This window comes from Nocardia sp. NPDC059180 (assembly GCF_042754945.1).
Taxonomy (GTDB): Bacteria; Actinomycetota; Actinomycetes; order Mycobacteriales; family Mycobacteriaceae; genus Nocardia.
The window spans coordinates 46590-62849 of the sequence record NZ_JBHZBU010000007.1 but is presented as its reverse complement, the minus strand read 5'-3'; the positions used below and the strand labels follow the sequence as shown (position 1 = coordinate 62849).

Below are 16260 nucleotides of genomic sequence, written 5' to 3'. Positions count from 1 at the left end.
GAACATGCTGCGCTGCGACGCGCCGCTGGGCATCCTGGAGGTGGCGCAGGCGCGGAGCAGGGTGGTGATCGGCATGGACGATGCCGCGATGGATGCGTATTCGCGAACGGTGATCGCGGTGGCGGCGTCGGTGACGCCGCATGTCGCGAGTGTGCGGGCGCGGCGGGGGAGCGGGTCGGCGGTGCTGGTTACCGCCGACGGATATCTGCTGACGAACGCGCATGTCGTTGGCGGGTCTCGTCATGGTGAGCTGGTGTTCGCCGACGGCGCCGAAACCCGGTTCGATGTGGTCGGCTCTGATCCGCTGTCCGACCTGGCGGTGTTGCGTGCCCGCGGTGACGCTCCCGGCGCGGTGACTCTCGGCGACGCCGACACGTTGGTCGTCGGGCAGCTGGTGGTGGCCGTCGGCAGCCCGCTGGGTCTGGCCGGATCGGTGACGGCCGGGGTGGTCAGCGCGCTCGGCCGCGCCGTGCCGGTGTCCTCGCGCCGCGCCGGTCGGGTGATCGAGGATGTCATCCAGACCGACGCCGCACTCAATCCCGGTAATTCGGGTGGCGCGCTCGCTGATTCGGCGGGACGGGTGGTTGGTGTCAATACCGCGGTCGCCGGAATCGGGCTGGGGCTGGCGATCCCGATCAACGCCACCACCCGCATGATCGTGCAGACGCTACGGACCGATGGCCGGGTCCGGCGCGCCTACCTCGGGCTGGTGGGCGTGCCCGCGCCGCTACCCGCAGATGTCGCGGCGCGCACCGGCCAGGACGGCGGTGTCCGCATTGTCGAGGTGATCGGCGGCGGCCCGGCCGATCACGCCGGTCTGCGCCGCGGCGACCTGGTGCTCAGCGTCGCGCGCACCGAGGTCAGAGACGCGCAGGGCATCCAGCGTCAGCTGTTCGCCGACGCGATCGGCTCGCACCTGCCGGTCACAGTGCTGCGCAACGGGGCGATGGTCGATGTGATCGCGGTGCCGAATGAGCTCACGGTCGACTGATCGACCAACCGGGCGCAGTCCGCGTGGGCCGCGGATAGGGCATCGGACGGTGTCTCGCCTCGGGCAGCCCGGCGGCCACATCCGCCACCTGCTTGTCATCGGTGAACTGCCTGGCGGCGGATAAGAAGACGGTTCTCCGGCCGCTATGGCGACGACCCGCATGACCGGCCAGTGCGGGTCGGCAACCATCGCTGATCCGCCCGACCCTTCGTCAGTCGGTGGCGGGCACGGGCGAGGGTTCGGCGGGGTGCTCGCGGGGCGCGGGTTTCCATCGCGCATCGACGACCAATCCGACCACGCCGATCGCCAGGCAGATACCGGAGATGACGACCATGGCGGGATGACTACCTCCGGTCAGCGCATCCGCGAGGACGACGGTGGCGATGGTGCCCGGCAGCGAACCGATGACGGTCGCGATCAGGTACGGCCAGAACCGGATCGAGGACAGCCCGCAGCAGTAGTTGACCACCGAGAACGGCGCCACCGCGATCAGCCGCAGGGAACCGACCGCGAGCCAGCCACGTCGTTCGAGCCGTTCGTCGATCGCGCGCACCGCCGGATGAGTGAGCCGGGAGGCGACCTGATCACGGTCGAGGGCACGCACCAGCAGCAAGGCCAGCGCGGCCGCGACCGTCGTGGCCGACAGTGCGACGGTAAGCCCGAGCCCCGAGCCGAACAGGACGCCGCAGCTGACGGTGAGCACGGTTCGCGGCACCGGCGCGACGGTGACCAGGGCGTATCCGGCGAAGAAGACGAAGGGGAAGACCGGCCCGACGCTCTCGGCCCAGTCCTGGATCTGCTCCGGATCCGGCAGCTCGATCAGCATCGCGACGACGAAAAGCGCGCAGATCCCGAGGATCAACGCGACGATGCGTCGGTCTCGGAGCAGTCGGGTCACCCGCGCTAGGTTACCGGTTGGTAGCGGTGGCCTCGGTCAAGTGCGTATTGGCGCCCCGCTAGCATCAGAGGAAACGAGCCGAATACTCGTTAACCAAAGTGTCCGCTGAGCTGGGCGGATGCACAGGTATGGGCGTGCAGGAGTGGTGCGCCCGTACTCGAATGGAAGAGGGAAATCAGCGTATGCCGATAGCTTCAGAGCCCGGGGCGGGACTTGCCCCGGAACCGGTGCCCGAGTACGCCGCATGGCGGCGAGGCGTGGCGGGCGTGCTGGCCAAGGCGCGGCGGGTCGAGACGTCCGAGCTCCCCGCCGAACCCGAGCATCTGCTCGACGAGACCACCTACGACGGGCTGACCATCGCCCCCCTCTACACCCGTCGCGATGAGCTGCCCGAGCAGCCGCTGCCCGGGACCTTTCCTTATGTGCGCGGTGGCGATGCCACCCGTGATCCGCAGCGTGGCTGGTTCGTCAGCGCGTTCGCCGGTGAGGACGACGCGGAGGCCACCAATCGGGCGATCCTGACCGGTCTGGAGAACGGTGTGAGCGCCATCGCGCTCGGCGCCGGGCGCTACGGCGTCCCCGTCGACGGCGTCCCCGTCGCCCTGCGCGGTGTGTTGTTCGAGTTGGCCCCACTGACTCTTGTCGCCGGTGCGGAAACCGGCGCCGCCGCCGAGCGAGTGTTCGAGGTGCTCGACGGCTACTCGCTCGCCGATCGCGCGCAGATCCGGGTCGGTCTCGGCGCCGCCCCGCTCACAAGCGCTTTTTCCGGCGCTGAGAACCTCGATCAAGCCGAGACGGTCGCCTTGGCGGTGCGTGCGATCGCCCGGCCCGAGTCGGTGCGTGCGATCACGGTGGACGGCGTCGCCTTCCACAACGCGGGTGCCGCCGACGCGCAGGAAGTAGGCGCAGCCGTCGCGGCCGGGCTGGCGTACCTGCGTCTGCTCGCCGGCGCCGGTGTCGACATCGCCGATGCGCTCGGTCAGCTCGAGTTCCGCTTCGCGGCCACCGACGATCAGTTCGCCACCATCGTCAAGTTCCGGGCGGCGCGGCGTTTGTGGGCGCGGGTCGCCCAGGTGTGCGGCGCGCCCGCCTTCGGCGCAGCTCCGCAACATGCGATCACCTCCGCCGCCATGATGACCCAGCGCGACCCCTGGGTGAACATGCTGCGCACCACCCTCGCCGCGTTCGGCGCCGGTGTCGGCGGTGCCGACTCGGTGACCGTGTTGCCGTTCGATGCGGCGCTGCCCGAGGGCGAACTGGGAGTGTCGGCGACGTTCTCGCAGCGGATGGCTCGCAACACCCAGCTGCTGCTGCTCGAGGAATCCCGCCTCGGTCACGTGCAGGACCCGGCCGCCGGTTCCTGGTACGTGGATGCGCTGACCGACGAACTTGCTGCCAAGGCCTGGGAATTCATGCAGGAACTCGAGGCTGCGGGTGGGTACCTCGCCGCGCTCGACTCCGGTGTGCTCGCCGCGCGGATCGCCGAAACCGCCGCCACCCGCGCCGCCGATGTCGCCCATCGCCGCAGCGCGGTCACCGGTGTCAACGAGTTCCCCAACCTGGCCGAGGCGCCGCTGTCGGAGCAGGCGCGGGTGCCGGGTCCGAACCCGCGTTACGGTGCCGCGTTCGAGGTATTGCGCAACCGCTCCGATGCCTATCTCGCCGCCAACGGCGCCCGTCCAAAGGCACTGATCGTGCCGCTCGGCCCGGTCGCCGAACACAACGCGCGCACCATCTTCACCGCGAACGTCCTGGCCTCCGGTGGGATCGAGTCGGTCAACCCGGGTCCGCTGGCGGTAGACGCCATCGCCGCCGCCGCGACGGAATCCGGTGCGCAGATCGCGGTCTTGTGCGGTGCGGACAAGCGCTACGGCGAGCAGGCGGGCGAGGCGACCGAAACCTTGCGCGCCGCCGGTGTCACGACGGTCTTGCTGGCCGGACCGGAGAAGTCGGTCGCGCAGTACAGCGGTGTGCAGCGTCCCGACGGATACTTGACCTTGCGCATCGACGCGGTCGCGGTCCTGTCGCAGCTGCTGGAAAAGGTGGGAGCCTGATGACCACATCCAATGTCGAGCACGTCGTCGGCAGTTTCGCCGATGTGCCGCTCAGTGAGCACGCGCCCGCGGCAGCCGCTGTCGACGCCGATCAGGTCCGCGAATTCGTGGCCGAGGCCGCGACGGCGAACCACACCACCCCCGAGCAACTGGTCTGGTCGACGCCCGAGGGCATCGACGTGCCGCCGGTATTCACCAGGGCCGATCGCGACGCCGTTGTCGCGCAAGGCTATCCGCTCGATACCGTGCCCGGTGTCGCCCCGTTCCTGCGCGGGCCGTACCCCACGATGTACGTCAACCAGCCGTGGACGATCCGCCAGTACGCGGGCTTCTCCACCGCGGCCGACTCCAACGCCTTCTACCGCCGCAACCTGCAGGCCGGTCAGAAGGGTTTGTCGGTGGCCTTCGACCTGGCCACCCACCGCGGCTACGACTCCGATCATCCGCGCGTGCAGGGTGATGTCGGTATGGCCGGTGTGGCCATCGACTCCATCCTCGATATGCGTCAGCTCTTCGATCACATTCCGCTGGACCAGGTCAGCGTCTCGATGACGATGAACGGTGCGGTGCTGCCGATCCTCGCGCTGTACGTGGTCGCTGCCGAGGAGCAGGGCGTCACGCCCGAACAGCTGGCCGGAACCATTCAGAACGACATTCTGAAGGAGTTCATGGTCCGCAACACCTACATCTATCCGCCGAAGCCGTCGATGCGGATCATCTCCGACATTTTCGCCTACACCAGCGCGAAGATGCCGAAGTTCAATTCGATCTCCATCTCCGGCTATCACATTCAGGAAGCCGGCGCGACGGCCGACCTGGAGTTGGCCTACACCCTCGCCGACGGTGTCGAGTACATCCGCGCCGGTATCGACGCGGGTATGGAGGTCGACAAGTTCGCCCCGCGGCTGTCGTTCTTCTGGGCGATCGGCATGAACTTCTTCATGGAGGTCGCCAAGCTGCGCGCGGGCAGGCTGCTGTGGAGTGAGCTGGTCGCGAAGTTCGAGCCCAAGAGCGCGAAATCGCTGTCGCTGCGGACGCATTCGCAGACCTCGGGCTGGTCGCTGACCGCGCAGGACGCCTACAACAATGTCGCGCGCACCTGCATCGAGGCCATGGCCGCCACCCAGGGCCACACCCAGTCGCTGCACACCAACGCTCTCGACGAGGCGCTGGCACTGCCGACCGACTTCTCGGCCCGGATCGCCCGCAACACTCAGCTGCTGATCCAGCAGGAGTCCAATACGACCCGCCCGATCGACCCGTGGGGCGGCTCGTACTACGTGGAGTGGCTGACCCATCAGCTGGCCGACCGCGCCCGCGCCCATATCGCCGAGGTGGAGGCGCACGGCGGTATGGCGCAGGCGATTTCGGAGGGCATTCCGAAGCTGCGCATCGAAGAGGCCGCCGCCAGGACCCAGGCGCGCATCGACACCGGGCAACAGCCGGTGATCGGCGTGAACAAGTACCAGGTGGAAGAGGATCACGAGGTCGAGGTCCTCAAGGTCGAGAACTCGCGGGTTCGCGCCGAGCAGATCGAGAAGCTGCGGCAACTGCGCGCGGACCGCGACCAGGCCGAGGTCGAGCGGGCGCTGAACGAATTGACCCGGGCCGCAGCCTCTTCCGAGGGCGGCATGGAGAACAACCTGCTGGCGCTCGCTATCGACGCCGCGCGTGCCAAGGCCACCGTCGGCGAGATCTCCGATGCGCTGGAGAAGGTGTACGGCCGCCATCAGGCCGAGATCCGTACCCTGTCGGGTGTGTACCGCGACGAGGCAGGAAAGGTCACCAACATCACCACCGCCGGTGATCTGGTCGAGGAGTTCGCCGAGGCCGAAGGCCGCCGTCCGCGCATCCTGGTGGCCAAGATGGGCCAGGACGGACATGACCGCGGCCAGAAGGTGATCGCCACGGCCTTCGCTGATCTCGGGTTCGACGTCGATGTGGGCCCGCTGTTCCAGACCCCCGAAGAGGTGGCGCGTCAGGCCGCCGACAACGATGTGCACGTTGTCGGTGTGTCCTCGCTGGCGGCAGGCCACCTCACTTTGGTGCCCGCCCTGCGGCAGGCACTGGCCGATGTCGGTCGCCCCGACATCATGGTCATCGTCGGTGGCGTCATCCCGCCCGGTGACTTCGAGGAGCTGTACCAGGCCGGCGCCGCCGCGATCTTCCCGCCCGGCACCGTCATCGCCGAAGCGGCGATCGATCTGCTGAAGAAGCTCGCGGCCGAACTCGGTCACGAGATCGGCACCGGCGCCGCGGAGTCCGCCGCCGAATGAGTGAAGCAGGTTCGGCTGCTCCGCGTGGGGGAGCCGCGCGCCGCACCATCGATGTCGACGCACTCGCCACGGCGGTCCGCAACAACGAGCGGGCCGCCCTGGCGCGGGCCATCACCCTGGTCGAGTCGACCAGGGCCGACCACAGGGCGCTGGCCCAGCAGTTGCTGCTGGAGCTGACGCCGGAGGCACAGGGCTCGGCGAGCGCCGTGCTGTCGAATCGTGTCGGCATCACCGGCGTTCCCGGTGTAGGGAAGTCGACGTTCATCGACGCGCTCGGTATGCACCTGATCGGCAGAGGGCATCGGGTCGCGGTACTCGCCGTGGACCCGTCCTCCACTCGCACCGGCGGCTCCATCCTCGGTGACAAGACCCGCATGGCGCGGCTGTCGGTGGAACCGGACGCCTTCATCCGGCCCTCGCCCACCGCGGGCACGCTCGGCGGCGTCGCCAAGGCGACCCGCGAGACGATCGTGCTGCTGGAGGCGGCAGGCTACGACGTGATCCTGGTGGAGACCGTCGGCGTCGGCCAGTCCGAGGTGACGGTCGCGAATATGGTCGACGTGTTCTGTTTCCTGACGCTGGCCCGGACCGGAGATCAGTTACAGGGCATCAAGAAGGGTGTCCTCGAGCTCGCGGATCTGGTGGCGGTCAACAAGGCCGATGGCAAGCACGAGCTCGAGGCCAAGAAGGCCGCGCGGGAACTGGCGGGCGCGCTGCGCCTGATCCACCCGCACGATGCGTTGTGGCGGCCGCCGGTACTCACCATGAGCGGCCTGGAGGGCATCGGCCTGGAAAAGTTCTGGTCCACGGTGCTCGAACATCGCCGCGTGCTGACCGATGCCGGCGAATTCGATGAGAAGCGCCGCCGCCAGCAGGTGGACTGGACCTGGACCATGGTGCACGACCAGCTGCTACGCCGCCTCGCCGACAATCCGCGGGTCAAGGCGTTGCGTGACGATGTGGAAAAGCAGGTTCGCGAAGGCGCGCTGACCGCAGCCCTGGCCGCTGAGGAACTGCTGCGCGCTTTCGACGCGGGCTGATCTGCCGAACGGATCGGCCAACGCCACACCGGTGGTGGCGACATGTGTCGAGGTGCGCGTGACGACTGTGAGCTCGTGTGCTTGGCCCCTCGCCGCCGAGGCAGGTGGGAGGCGATCCGGCCTGGTCAGCTTGCGGTATTGCCGTCCGGCGCAAGGTCTGGCAGCTCGAAGACACGCGCGGCGTTGTCGTGGCAGACCCTGCGCAGCCAATCATCGCCCAGCTCGAGCCGTTCCAGGGCGGTGATCCCATGGTGGTACGGGTAGGGGATGTTCGGGAAGTCGCTGCCGAACATGATGCGGTCGCCGAGGTCGCGCAGGCGCGGTCGGTCGGCGGCGGGGAAGGGGACTTCATCCTCGGTGAAATCGGTAAACGCCATGGTGGTGTCGAGGCAGACGCCCGAATAGCGGTCGGCCAGGTCCATGAATTCGGCGTACTCGGGCATGCCCATATGCGCGACGATCAACCGCAGGGCGGGGTGGCGGCGCAGCAGCTCTGCGATGGGGCCGGGACCGGTGAATTCACCGGGTGCCGGGCCGGATCCGCAGTGGATGACGATCGGAGTGCCGGCCTCGGCGAGCACGCCCCACACCGGATCGAGCAGCGGGTCGAGAGGTGAATACGCGCCGACTTGAATGTGCGCCTTGAATACTCGCGCACCCTGCTCGATGGCGGTGGCGACATAGCCCGCAGCGCTGGGCTCCGGATAGAAGGTCGCGGTGTGCAGGCAATCGGGAACTTCGGCGGCGAACTCGGCGGTCCACGAGTTGAGCCAGGCCGCCATCTCGGGTTTGTGCGGGTACACCAGCGAGGTGAACGCACGGACACCGAAGTCGCGCAATGTTTTCAACCGCACCGCCTGATCGTCGCGGTAGGTGATCGGCCACTCCCGTCCGGTGAGCGGGCCCGCAGAATCGAAGTACGCCCAGACCTTGCGCATCACCTGATCCGGCATGAAATGGGTGTGTACGTCGACGATCGCGGGCAGGCCGAGGCGGCGGCGGAACGCGGCGAGGTAGGTGGTGGTGTCGTCGATCATGGCGCCTCCTGAGCGTTCGCGGGGACCAGCCTGCCCGCCGGGGGATACACCGCGGCGGCGAAATCACCGACCCGGCTGATCAGCCGGTCGAAGAACAACTCCGGATCGGTGCCGATCACGATGTCGGCATTGGGTTCTCGCCCCCACATGCCTGCCCAGTCCGCCACCGTCGTGGCACGGGTGAGGGTTCCGGTGAGCTCGACGTCCACCGTCGCGGCACGAGTGCGCGCCAGCGTGGGGTCGAGGGCAACCGCCGCGGCGAACGGATCGTGCATATGCGCCAGATATCCGAGGCCGTAGGAGTGATGGAAGTCGAAGTAGAAGCGCACCGCGTCGGTGAGATGCCGGATGATCGGATTGCTCGTGGCGGATCTGGCCTCCGGCGGGTCCGCGGGCGACACCGATTCGGCGGGTGTGCTTCCCGCGCGTTCGGCGAGCCGGATCAGATGCTCGGGACGCATCTCGATGGTCTCGGTGATGTCGAGTGCGCAGATCAAGGGGCGCCGGTCCGGTGATGCGGCGGAAAAAGCGTCGAAGACTTCTTTGGCCGCCTCGGGATCAACGTGCACGTTCCACTCGTTGGTCGGCGTCGTATTGCCCGGATGGTTGAACGCGCCACCCATCACGACCAGGCGGCGCAGCAGCTGCGGCAGCGCGGGTTCGCGCCGCAGAGCCAACGCGAGATTGGTGAGCGGTCCGGTACACAGGCCGATGATCTCCCCGGGGTGCGCTCGTGCGAGGTCGACCCACAGATCGGGAGCATTGCGCTTCGATACCGCCCGGTTCGGCGCGGGCAGTTCGGCGTAGCCGACGCCCTGGGCTCCGTGGGTGTCCTCGGTGGTGCGCAGTGCGATGGCGAGAGGTTCGGCGGAGCCGAGCGCGACCTCGATATCGGGCGTCCGGCAGACATCGAGCCAGGCCAGATTGTTGACCGCTACCTGCGCGGCGTCGACATTGCCCGCAGTGGACACGATGCCGAGAATCTCGGCCTCGGGGCTGGCCAGCAGGTAGAGCAGTGCCAGCGAGTCGTCCACCCCGGTATCGACGTCAACGATGATCTTCTGCCGCACGCCCCGAGCCTATCGAGGTCGTTCCCAGGGGCCGCGGCCCGGTCGGTCACACCCGCCACAACGGCGCCGGTGACGACCAGGTCGGCTGATCCCACCCGTAGCGTCGCGCGGGTGCGGGGTAGTCGGGGTACTCGGCGAGTGCGGGAATGGCGGTGGTGACGCTGCCGTGGGTGAGGGCGTACTGCGGATCCGGTTCGGCGGCCCCGGGGTGGCGCAGCGTGCGCTCGGGTGCGGCGAGCAACCAGGACGCGGTGCGCGCCAACGACACCCGGATATCGCGGCCGATGCCGTCGGCGGCGCGAGCGACGAGCGCGTCGATCACTCCGGCGGCGAGCAGATAGCCCGAGGCGTGGTCGAGCGCCTGCGCGGGCAGTGCGCTGGGGACCGCTGGTGCGCCTTCGATGATGGCGATGCCGGTCGCGGCCTGCACGATGCTGTCGAACCCGCGTCGCATGCCCCATGGCCCGGTCTCGCCCCATGCGCTGACCCGGCCGTGCACCAGTCCCGGCCGGATCGTCAGCCCGGCGTGCTCGAGCGCGCCGGGTCGGTAGCCCGTGACCAGTACGTCGGCAGTGTCCATGAGCGCGTCGATACGGGCGCGGTCGGTGCGTAGATCGAGCACAGTGGACCGTTTGCCCTGGCAGGTGTCGCGGAACTGCCACGGAATCTCCGGCAGACCGGGCGGGTCGATGCGCAGGACATCGGCGCCGAGCAGGGCCAAGGTGCGGGTCGCGACCGGGCCGGCGATCACCCTGGTCATATCGAGCACCCGGACACCGCGCAGCGGCAGAAACGGTGTCGCTCCGTCCGGTAGACCGATGCCGCGTGCGTCGGCGCGGGCGATCGCGGCAACCAGTGGTCCCGCCGCCGCGGCCCGTGCCTGCGGGGTGGCCGCCCATTCGCGTTCGGTGCGGACCTGTACCGCGATAGCGCCGGTGGCGGCGGCCGCGTCCTCGATATCGGCGGCGCGGCTCATCGCGATCTGCGCGACCGCGAGGTCGAGGGAAGCGTCGGCGGGCAGGTTGAGTGCGGCGAGCAGGCGGGACCGGTGGTGTGGATAGTTGGCGTGGGTGCGGACCCCGCCGTCGAAGGTCGGGAAGAAGCCCGACAGGTCGGCGAACATCCCCACCGGGGCGCCCTCGATGCGCAGCAGCCGTTCACTGGCGAAGGCAGCCGCGACGCGCGGCGGGTCGATGCGGTGCCGCATGGGGTCGAGTCCGTGCGCCGCGCGCAGCCGGTTCGCCGCACCGATGACGGCTCCTATCGCACCCGCCGCGAGCCCGGCCACGGGCAGCGCCGCGGCGAGCGCGGCACCGAATTCCGGCGCGGGTGTGACGCAATGATCCTCGACACCGATGCCATCCTGGTAGTCACGGACCAGCCGTTCGTGCACACTCACCGCACCCAGCGTAATAGCCGTCGACCGGAACGGATTCCGACGTGAGCAGAACCATCACTCCCACGGCATGGCTGCGTGTGCTGCGCCCGGATCCGGTCCCGCGCCACCATGTGGTGTGCCTGCCGCCCGGCGGTGGATCGGCCACTACGTACCGGTCGCTCGCCGAGCATCTGGGCCCCGGCTATGTGGTGGCCGCCGTGCAGTATCCGGGTAGGCAGGATCGGCTGGCCGACACCGCGATCCCCGATATCGGCGAGCTGGCCGACCGGATCGCGGCCGAGCTGCTGGCCCAGCCGCGGATCGAACACTTGTCACTGTTCGGCCACAGCATGGGCGCGACGGTGGCGTTCGAAACGACGCGCCGACTCGAGCGCGACGGACAGCCACCCGAGCTGCTGTTCGTCTCGGGCAGGCCCGCACCCGACCACCGCGAATCCGCCCGCCTGCACCTGGGCCCCGATGACGGGCTGATCGACGATCTGGAGCGGCTGGCCGCCGATCCGGGACCCGTCCGGATGTTGCGCACCGAACCAGGTCTGGCCGACCTCGTCCTCCCGGCCGTGCGCAACGACTACCGCGCCGTGGAAACCTATGCCTACCAACCCGGCCCGGCCCTCACGGTCGATATCACCGCCTTCGTCGGCACCAGCGATCCGACGACCACGGCCGCGCAGCTCGACCGCTGGAGTGAATTCACCACCGGCGCATTCTCGAGTACGCAATTCCCCGGCGGGCATTTCTATCTCGACGATCGGCCGGCTGAAGTGGCGACGGCCATCAGGAACCGAGCCGACGGCCGCGCCACCCGGCGATGAACCGTGTCACGCGGACGATCCGGCGACCGTCGGATCGTTTCTGCGCCGCAACAGCCAGACATACCCGGCCCACGACACCACGACACACACCGCGACCAGCGCCCGCACCAACCCGAGGGCGGTCTCGGGGTAGATCACTCCGGTCAGATAGTGGTCTATGAATCCCGAAGGCGGCAGCCCGGCTTCACCGGCACTGCGCCGCGCCCAGTTCTCCAGATGAGTGAGCGGGCAGTCGTAGCCGATCACGATCCCGCCGAAACCCCAACTGAACGCCAGCAGATGCAGCCAGATGGTGCGCGGCCATCGCCACGCCAGGAATCCACCGACCACCACATACGCGATGAAGGTGAAATGCACGATAGCGGTGGCATCGGCAAGCAGCCGGTACAGCATCCTTCCAGCCTAAAGTGCGCGCCGGAATATCGGCGCCGAGATCACCAGGGGGAGGGCCGGTAATCCTTGAGGAAGCATCCGTACAAGTCGTTGCCCTGCTCGCCCTGCACGATCGGGTCGTATACGCGTGCGGCGCCGTCGACCAGATCAAGTGGCGCCCGGAAGCCCTCGTCGGCCAGGCGGATCTTGGTGTAGTGCGGCCGTTCGTCGGTGATCCAGCCGGTATCGACGGCGGTCATCAGAATGGAGTCCGCTTCGAACAGCTCGGTGGCGCTGGTGCGGGTCAGCATGTTCAACGCCGCCTTGGCCATATTCGTATGCGGATGTCCCGCGCCCTTGTAGGCCCGGCCGAACTGGCCCTCCATCGCCGAGACGTTGACGATGTACTTGCGCCGTGCCTGCGTCGCCGCCATCGCAGGCCGTAGCCGCGACACCAGGATGAACGGCGCGACCGAATTGCACAGCTGCACCTCGAGCAACTCGGTCGGATCGACTTCACCAACGGTCTGCACCCAGCTGTTGGTGTGCGCGAGATCGGGCACAAGACCACCGGCGTCGATGGCGACACCGCGGGAGATGCGCTCGGGCGTCGCCGACCCCGCCACCAACGCCAGCTCGGCGACATCGGCGGCCGACAGCGTCGGGGTGAGGGAGGCGGTCAGAGCGCTGGGATGGGCCTGCATCGTCTTGCCGAAAGTCACCACATCGGGCAGCTCACCGGCGGGCAGCGGCATGGATTCGGCGTCGACCAGGGCGCTGTAGGCGCCTGCCGAGCGTCGTACCGTCTGGGCGGCGTTGTTGATCAGGATGTCGAGCGGGCCCTGGGCGGCGACATCGTCGGCCAATGCCACCACCTGCGCCGGATCACGAAGGTCGATGCCGACGATGCGCACCCGGTGCAGCCAGTCCGCGCTGTCGGGCTGGGCGGCGAAGCGGCGGATGGCGTCGTTGGGGAATCGCGTCGTGATGGTGGTGTGCGCGCCGTCGCGCAGCAACCGCAACGCGATGTACATGCCGATCTTGGCGCGCCCACCGGTGAGCAGTGCGCGTTTACCGGCGAGGTCGGTGCGGGCATCGCGGCGGGCGTGACTGTCGGCGGCGCAGTCGGGGCACAGCTGGTGATAGAACGCGTCGACCCGGGTGTAGCGCTGCTTGCAGATGTAGCAGGGCCGGGCCCGGAGCAGGGTGCCCGCGCTGGCGCCGGAAGCGGTCGAGCTGATCGGGATGCCTGCGGTCTCGTCGTCGATCCGCTGGGGGGAACCGGTCGCGGTGGCCGAGACCACTGCGCGGTCGGCGGTCGACACCGCGTCCCTGGCCTCCGCGCGACGGCGCTGCTTGAGCTTTTTGAACATATGCCCGACGGCGCGCTGCACCGCCACCGAATCCGGATGATCCTTGTCGAGCTGTCCCGCCTGCTCCAGCACCCGCAGACAGGTGGCGAGTGAGTCCGGATCGATCGTGGTTTCGGCCATCGGAGGTGGAGACATCCTTCATGAGCTGGGCGAGTGTCGCGCCCATTGTCTCAAACGGGGTCCGGTGACCGGCCGCTCACCTCCACCCCGGGCCAGCAGCCGACACCTCGACAGGCTCAGTCGCGCAGTGCGGCCATCGTGGACCCGGCGGACTCGGTGAGCTTGTCGATGACCTCCGATTCCGGCAGGACCTTCGCCGAGTCCCTCGACGACGAGGACGTCGACACGTACTGCGACCAGGTGAAGCGGCCGACGATCCAGCCATCGCGGACCATGATCGTGACCCGGGGGGAGGGATCACCCACCTCGCCGGGCGCGACGATCACATAGGCGTCATCGCCGACTCCGGAGATCTTCTCGACCCGGCCCCCGGCACCCGCCTCGGCATCCGGGTTCTCCCAGGTATCGAAACCCGCGGTGAACTCGGGACCCGGATCGGTTTTCTTGTGGATCGTCACGCTGTAGTACAGCGACGGTCCCGCTAAGTCGTCTTCCGGAGCGCCGGGCGAGACAAGCCGTAGGGCGCAGAACATCGTGTCCCTCGCGGCGTGCTCGGTGCCTTCGAAGTCCGGGTAACTGTCACCCGAGATCGTGGAGATCGTATAGCCGGACTCGCTGAACGGTTCGGTGTCGGAGACGTCGCAGAAGTCGCCGGAATAGGCGTAGCCGCGCAGGTCCGGCACACCGGGTGCGACTCCGTCCGAGCTGCTGGTGCTGCTACTGCCGAATGCACCGAAGGCGAGAACCGCGCCGCCCCACACCACCGACGCGACGACGAGGCCGCCCAGCCCCCACAACCAGCCCCTGCCGGAGGCGCCGGAGGATCCCTGGCCGCTGGGACCGAACGACGGGCCGAAACCAGGCCCACCGGGCCCGCCCGGTCCGAACCCACCTGGCGCGAATCCTTGTTCCTGCGCTGCGAAGCCTTGGCCCTGCGGCGAGAACCCCTGGCCTTGCGGAGCGAAGCCTTGGCCCTGCGGCGAGAACCCCTGGCCTTGCGGAGCGAAGCCTTGGCCCTGCGGCGAGAACCCCTGGCCTCGAGGAGCGAATTCCTGGCCCTGTGGCGGAAAGCCCTGGCCTTGCAGGAAGGCTTGGTTCTGTGGCGTGACGCCGTGACTCTGTTGCGGCGAGAACTGATCCGGCGGCGGCGAGGACTGGCTCTGTGCCGCGTTGGGCTGGGCGAAACCGGAGCCGGACTGCTGCTGCGCCGACGGCGCGAACCCGGGCGCGGCTTGCGCGAATCCTTGCTCCGGCACCGCATAACCATAGGGCGGGCCCGCGGTCACACCGGGCGGCGGTACCGACGGGAATTCACCTCGAGGCTGATCGAAGGGGCGCAGCAGCGTCGGATCGTGCTGCGGCTCCGGTGGACCCGGCTGCCGCAGGACCGTCGGATCGGTGGGCGCGACCGGCGGTTGCTGCGGCGACTCATTCGTCGAGTTCGGCTGATCGCCTTGCGCGCCCGGTCGATTCGCGGAGTCCCCCGATGTGGTCATGGCGCGGAAACTACCACCAGAGCCTCCTGACCGGCCATTCGAGTCGCGGGACAGGGCGCTCAGTCGCGCAGTGCGGCCATCGTGGACCTGGCAGACTCGGTGAGCTTGTCGATGACCTCCGATTGCGGCAGGACCGACTCGGTGCTCCTCGAGGACGTCGGTACGTACTGCGACCAGGTGAAGTGGCCGACGACCCACCCGTCGCGGACCACAATCGAGACAGTCGGGGATAGATCATCCGGCTGGCTCGACTCGATCGTCATATACGCCTCGTCGCCGATCCCGGAGACCTCCTCGACCTCGCCCTTGCCGCCGGAGTCCGAGTACGAGCTCTCCCAGGTGTCGAAGTCCGCGGTGAACTCCGGGCCAGGATCGGTCTTCTTATTGATCCTGACACTCGAGTACAGGTGGGCGTCCTGGTAGTCGTCTTCTTTCGCGCCGGGTGGGAGGAGCCGTTGCGCACAGAACATCCTGTCGACCGCGGCGTGCTCCGAGCCCGTGAAGTCGGGGTATTCATCCTTGCCGGAGGAATCGGTGGTGGCGACCGTGTAGTCGGACTCGGTGAACGGCGAGGTATCGGCGGAATCGCAGAAGTCGCCGGAGTAGGAGTAACCGCGCAAGTCCGGTTCGCCCGGTGCCACACCACCGGAGCTGCTGCCGCCGAACGCGAGAACCGCACCGCCCCACATCGCCGAAGCGACGACAATGCCGCCGAGCGCCCACAACCAGCCTTTTCCGGCGATGCCGGAGGATCCCTGGCCACGGGGGCCCGTCGGACCGAAGGCCGCCGCCGGCCGGCCGAAACCCGGCCCGCCGGGCCCACCTGGTCCGAATCCACCTGCGGCGAATCCTTGATCCTGCGGCGGGAGGCCCTGGCCTTGGAGCGGGAAGCCTTGGCCTTGGAGCGGGAAGCCCCGGTTCTGAGGGATCGAGGGCTGACCCTGTGGTGCGTTGGGTTGGGCGAAACCGGGGGCGGACTGGTGCGGCTGTGGCGCCATCGACCCGAAACCGGGTGCGGGCTGCGCGAATTTCTGCCCCGGCGCCGCGGAACCATACGGGAAGCCGGGCGCGGCGGCGGGCGGGGGTACGGGCACGTACCCGCCCTGTGGTTGATCGAAGGACCGCAGCAGCGTCGGATCGTGCTGCGGGTCCGGCGGACCCGGCTGCCGCAGTACCGTCGGATCGGCGGGCGCGACCGGCGGCTGGTGCGGGGCGCCACCTGCCCCCCGCTGCTGATCGCCTTGTGCGTCCGGCTGATTCGAAGAGTCCCCCGATGTCGTCATGGCGGGGAAAATATCACTGCCGCCGCGTGCGCGCCC

13 protein-coding genes are annotated in these 16260 nt (G+C 68.6%); 5 read left to right on the top strand and 8 right to left on the bottom strand.

The genetic code is table 11. The annotated features are described in order from the left end of the window. Positions 1-73: 73 nt before the first annotated feature. Positions 74-991, top strand: coding sequence for a S1C family serine protease (locus ACFXNW_RS21585; protein ID WP_379419762.1), 918 nt, complete (start codon positions 74-76; stop codon positions 989-991). A gap of 211 nt (positions 992-1202) precedes the next feature. On the opposite strand, the gene ACFXNW_RS21580 is transcribed toward ACFXNW_RS21585, so the two are convergent. After that, the gene (locus ACFXNW_RS21580; RefSeq protein ID WP_379419526.1) at positions 1203-1889 is read right to left on the bottom strand and encodes a TVP38/TMEM64 family protein; all 687 of its coding nucleotides are present in this window, start codon (positions 1887-1889) and stop codon (positions 1203-1205) included. Positions 1890-2071: 182 nt separating this feature from the next. Here ACFXNW_RS21580 and ACFXNW_RS21575 point away from each other — a divergent pair, with 182 nt between their 5' ends. From ACFXNW_RS21575 to meaB, 3 genes are read left to right on the top strand one after another with little or no spacing between them, the layout of a single operon-like run. Beyond that, complete coding sequence (locus ACFXNW_RS21575; RefSeq protein WP_379419525.1) at positions 2072-3943, top strand: methylmalonyl-CoA mutase family protein; 1872 nt, start codon at positions 2072-2074, stop codon at positions 3941-3943. Further along, the gene (gene scpA, locus ACFXNW_RS21570) at positions 3943-6219 is read left to right on the top strand and encodes a methylmalonyl-CoA mutase (RefSeq protein WP_379419524.1); all 2277 of its coding nucleotides are present in this window, start codon (positions 3943-3945) and stop codon (positions 6217-6219) included. Before ACFXNW_RS21575 ends, scpA begins: the two co-directional genes overlap by 1 nt. Next, positions 6216-7259, top strand: a complete 1044-nt coding sequence (meaB, locus tag ACFXNW_RS21565) for a methylmalonyl Co-A mutase-associated GTPase MeaB (RefSeq protein WP_379419523.1) — start codon at positions 6216-6218, stop codon at positions 7257-7259. The genes scpA and meaB overlap by 4 nt, the downstream gene beginning before the upstream one ends. Positions 7260-7384: 125 nt before the next feature. Here meaB and ACFXNW_RS21560 read toward each other — a convergent pair whose 3' ends face one another. From ACFXNW_RS21560 to ACFXNW_RS21550, 3 genes are read right to left on the bottom strand one after another with little or no spacing between them, the layout of a single operon-like run. Then, complete coding sequence (locus ACFXNW_RS21560) at positions 7385-8296, bottom strand: amidohydrolase family protein (protein WP_379419522.1); 912 nt, start codon at positions 8294-8296, stop codon at positions 7385-7387. Continuing rightward, positions 8293-9366, bottom strand: coding sequence for a nucleoside hydrolase (locus tag ACFXNW_RS21555; RefSeq protein ID WP_379419521.1), 1074 nt, complete (start codon positions 9364-9366; stop codon positions 8293-8295). The genes ACFXNW_RS21560 and ACFXNW_RS21555 overlap by 4 nt, the downstream gene beginning before the upstream one ends. A 46-nt stretch (positions 9367-9412) precedes the next feature. Then, a complete protein-coding gene (locus ACFXNW_RS21550) occupies positions 9413-10765 on the bottom strand; it encodes a CoA transferase (protein ID WP_379419520.1) in 1353 nt (450 codons plus the stop codon). Between the two features lie 41 nt (positions 10766-10806). On the opposite strand from ACFXNW_RS21550, the gene ACFXNW_RS21545 reads away from it, so the two are divergent. Then, positions 10807-11580 carry a thioesterase II family protein gene (locus ACFXNW_RS21545; protein ID WP_379419519.1) on the top strand — a complete coding sequence of 258 codons (774 nt, stop codon included), beginning with the start codon at positions 10807-10809 and terminating at the stop codon, positions 11578-11580. A gap of 6 nt (positions 11581-11586) precedes the next feature. Here ACFXNW_RS21545 and ACFXNW_RS21540 read toward each other — a convergent pair whose 3' ends face one another. From ACFXNW_RS21540 to ACFXNW_RS21525, 4 genes are all read right to left on the bottom strand, one after another. After that, positions 11587-11973: a DUF2784 domain-containing protein gene (locus ACFXNW_RS21540; protein WP_379419518.1), complete on the bottom strand. Its 387-nt coding sequence runs from the start codon at positions 11971-11973 to the stop codon at positions 11587-11589. Between the two features lie 41 nt (positions 11974-12014). Continuing rightward, the gene (locus ACFXNW_RS21535; protein ID WP_379419517.1) at positions 12015-13445 is read right to left on the bottom strand and encodes an SDR family NAD(P)-dependent oxidoreductase; all 1431 of its coding nucleotides are present in this window, start codon (positions 13443-13445) and stop codon (positions 12015-12017) included. 116 nt (positions 13446-13561) lie between these two features. Further along, positions 13562-14941 carry a hypothetical protein gene (locus tag ACFXNW_RS21530; protein WP_379419516.1) on the bottom strand — a complete coding sequence of 460 codons (1380 nt, stop codon included), beginning with the start codon at positions 14939-14941 and terminating at the stop codon, positions 13562-13564. A 59-nt stretch (positions 14942-15000) separates the two neighbouring features. Then, positions 15001-16224 carry a hypothetical protein gene (locus tag ACFXNW_RS21525; RefSeq protein ID WP_379419515.1) on the bottom strand — a complete coding sequence of 408 codons (1224 nt, stop codon included), beginning with the start codon at positions 16222-16224 and terminating at the stop codon, positions 15001-15003. Between the last annotated feature and the right edge of the window lie 36 nt (positions 16225-16260).

Coding starts and splice junctions, on each gene's coding strand:
- ACFXNW_RS21540 (WP_379419518.1), bottom strand. CDS start 11,973: ATGCTGTACCGGCTGCTTGCCGATGCCACCGCTATCGTGCATTTCACC.
- ACFXNW_RS21530 (WP_379419516.1), bottom strand. CDS start 14,941: ATGACCACATCGGGGGACTCCGCGAATCGACCGGGCGCGCAAGGCGAT.
- ACFXNW_RS21560 (WP_379419522.1), bottom strand. CDS start 8,296: ATGATCGACGACACCACCACCTACCTCGCCGCGTTCCGCCGCCGCCTC.
- meaB (WP_379419523.1), top strand. CDS start 6,216: ATGAGTGAAGCAGGTTCGGCTGCTCCGCGTGGGGGAGCCGCGCGCCGC.
- scpA (WP_379419524.1), top strand. CDS start 3,943: ATGACCACATCCAATGTCGAGCACGTCGTCGGCAGTTTCGCCGATGTG.
- ACFXNW_RS21575 (WP_379419525.1), top strand. CDS start 2,072: ATGCCGATAGCTTCAGAGCCCGGGGCGGGACTTGCCCCGGAACCGGTG.
- ACFXNW_RS21585 (WP_379419762.1), top strand. CDS start 74: ATGGACGATGCCGCGATGGATGCGTATTCGCGAACGGTGATCGCGGTG.
- ACFXNW_RS21535 (WP_379419517.1), bottom strand. CDS start 13,445: ATGGCCGAAACCACGATCGATCCGGACTCACTCGCCACCTGTCTGCGG.
- ACFXNW_RS21525 (WP_379419515.1), bottom strand. CDS start 16,224: ATGACGACATCGGGGGACTCTTCGAATCAGCCGGACGCACAAGGCGAT.